We start from the raw sequence: 2699 nt of genomic DNA on the forward strand, positions 1-2699 counted from the left end.
TAGGCTCTCGTTTCGCATAATCAGTATTATGTTAATTTTAGAAGAACTATAAAAAGTGTCCACAAAATCGGTAGGTATTCAATAAGCTAAATTCAAGCGTAAGAATTTTATTTTGCAAGTCTTTTTAACTTACGACAATAAACTCCACTTGTACTTTTATTAATACCTGATTCAACACATAGCTCGATCAGTTTTTTTATGGGTGCATCAGGATTTGAAGTGATTATATCTTGGACTTTTTGGAAGGTAGAGTTCGTTTTTTTATTGCCACTGTTCATTCCAACCNNGGAACCTCATCTTTATAGAAGGAACCTGTTTCTCCAGTTAATGGATTTTTCATTGCCACTTTACCCTTTGTTACTCCAGACCACCCTAGTGGAATAGCATCTTTTGGAAAGGCTGCTTTTTCACCTGTTTGAAGATTTATACAACTAACTAAGCCCTTAAATATATGAACCCAACCTTCTGGAACTTGATTGCTATAAAACATTGCTGTCTCACCAGTTCTAGGATTTTTGTAAGTTGCTCTTTTTTTGTTAATACCAACCCATTCTTTAGACATCTCATTAGAGAGAATTCGCTTTATTTCCCCAGTAACAGTGTTTCTTGCTTGAATCATCCCTTTACCAAAAGTTTGCCATCCATCAGGAATAGCATCTTTTGAAAAGTTTTTTGATTCACCAGTTAATATATTATGGCAAGGAACCATCCCTGTAGATGCATGTACCCAACCTTCTGGTATATCTTTAATTCGAAGAACTTTTACCTCACCTGTTTCCAAGTTGCGACATGGCATCAATCCACGAGTACCTTCACCACCATCTGCTTTATTAACCAAGGTTAGACCTAATTCACGAACTTCCTTGATACGTGATATTTCCCACGTATTCATTTCTTCAATGCTAGAAAAAACTTTAACTACTTTGCGAAGAACACCGTGTGTATTCGCTATATTTCGATGTCCTCTATTATGATCTCTTTCAGGTATTTTCACTCTTCTACGACTGCCAATTCCTATATAGAATAATCCACGGTCAGGTTGATCTAGTCTAAAATCCTCATACCCAAAATACTCACCATCATCTGGAAGATCTTCTAATAGAAAATTAAATTTTTTCATCTAAAAATAATCTTTTTTGCTAATAAAAATTTATGCAGAAAGTATCATAAATTTCAAAACTTTATCCTGATACAAAAAGTCCAATCTAGTTAGATTGGGCTTTTTATTTGAATTAAATCGATCCACGCTTAGTTTTCACTTGTTTTTTAAACATATTGATTAGATTAAATATTGAATATCCATCGATTTTTTAGACACCGTTTAGTGAGATAAGATGGCTACTTAACATAAAATCTCTTATGCGAAGTTCAAAAAAATAGCCCCATACCGATATTGGATAGGAGCTTTGTGGAAAAAATAGAGTGAATTTAATAAAAAATGAAACCCTCTAATTCTTATTTTATTTTTTTTCTAACTAAGAATTAGAGGGTTAATTTTTTTTCCCTCTGGAGTTTTATAGTTATTGTTATAAGACTTATTAGATCACTTATTGATCAAACAATCACCCCTAAGACCCCCAAAACCGATCACTAACTTATGGATAAGTGTGATGGAAATCACAAAATTAATCAGATCTAAAAATCAGAAAATTAAACTATTTATGAAGAGCGAATTGCTCTTTTAATTTTCTGATCAGTCTTATATTGCGACAAAGCATATACTGCCCAGATGGCAGCAGGGATCCAACCTAAAACTGTAATCTGAAGTACCAAACAAATGATGCCTGCAAATGGTCGTCCTATCGTGAAGAACAGCAGCCAGGGAAAAATTAAAGCAATCAACAATCTCATTTCACATTCCTATTTATCTTTTCAACAAATCAATAATTAAATATTGGCAGATCAAACAACTTACGATCTCTTTCATCTGTTAAATACTTATCCATTTGAGCAATCAGTTTTGCCCGAGCCTGTTCATCCTCTTCGGTGATTTTCAACATGCAGGATCCGATTAAAATCTTACGTCTGGTATCGTCCTTTCTTGCCTGTTCTTTCTCTTTGGCGCGTTCTCTTGCCAGTGCTGCCTGTCTTTGAGCCTTTAACTGCTTTAGCTTTTCTTCCTGTGCTTTGATTTTGCTATCTAGTGTTTCAGTAATGCTCATTAATCCAATACCATCATCTTGGGAAACCATCCCTAACATATGCGCACTTGAATATGCATTCAAGGTGCTATATGTATAGTAATGTTTTCCTCGAAGAGCGCACTTATGCAAACTTCGTTTGCAAGTACGATTGGGGCCTCCCCAATACCCCGACAACCGNNACGTGAAAATTTAAAAGCGAAAAACAGGCATGGCGATTTACCACTTTTCAGTCAAAACCGTAGCACGATCAGCAGGGCGTTCCGCCACTGCTGCAATCGCCTATCGGGCCGGTGAAAAGATCTATTGTGAACGTGAAGGCCGAGAACATGACTACAGCCGAAAAACCGGTGTGGAATATAAAGAAATTTATTTACCCGAAGGCGCACCAGAACATTTAAAAAACCGGGAAAGACTCTGGAACGAAGTTGAACAACGGGAAACCCGAAAAAACTCGACAGTTGCCCGAGAATTTGAAATCGCTTTTCCAAGTGAATTAAATCAGGAACAACGCCTGGCCATGCTCGAAGAGCTATGCGCCAGTATCGTGGACAGACA

General features: G+C 36.5%; 3 protein-coding genes. 1 reads left to right on the forward strand and 2 read right to left on the reverse strand.

The features are described from left to right. Positions 1-1659: 1659 nt before the first annotated feature. Entirely contained in the window at positions 1660-1851 is a 192-nt protein-coding gene (locus tag B3603_RS23140; RefSeq protein WP_032073103.1) for a YqaE/Pmp3 family membrane protein, read from the reverse strand. Between the two features lie 29 nt (positions 1852-1880). Next, complete coding sequence (locus B3603_RS13905; RefSeq protein ID WP_291565933.1) at positions 1881-2201, reverse strand: mobilization protein; 321 nt, start codon at positions 2199-2201, stop codon at positions 1881-1883. 151 nt (positions 2202-2352) lie between these two features. On the opposite strand from B3603_RS13905, the gene B3603_RS13910 reads away from it, so the two are divergent. Then, the coding region (locus tag B3603_RS13910; protein ID WP_291565935.1) for a MobA/MobL family protein at positions 2353-2699 on the forward strand (347 nt) is incomplete at its 3' end.

Source organism: Clostridium sp. UBA2485 (genome assembly GCF_002341865.1).
Classification (GTDB): domain Bacteria; phylum Bacillota; class Clostridia; order Clostridiales; family Clostridiaceae; genus Clostridium_J.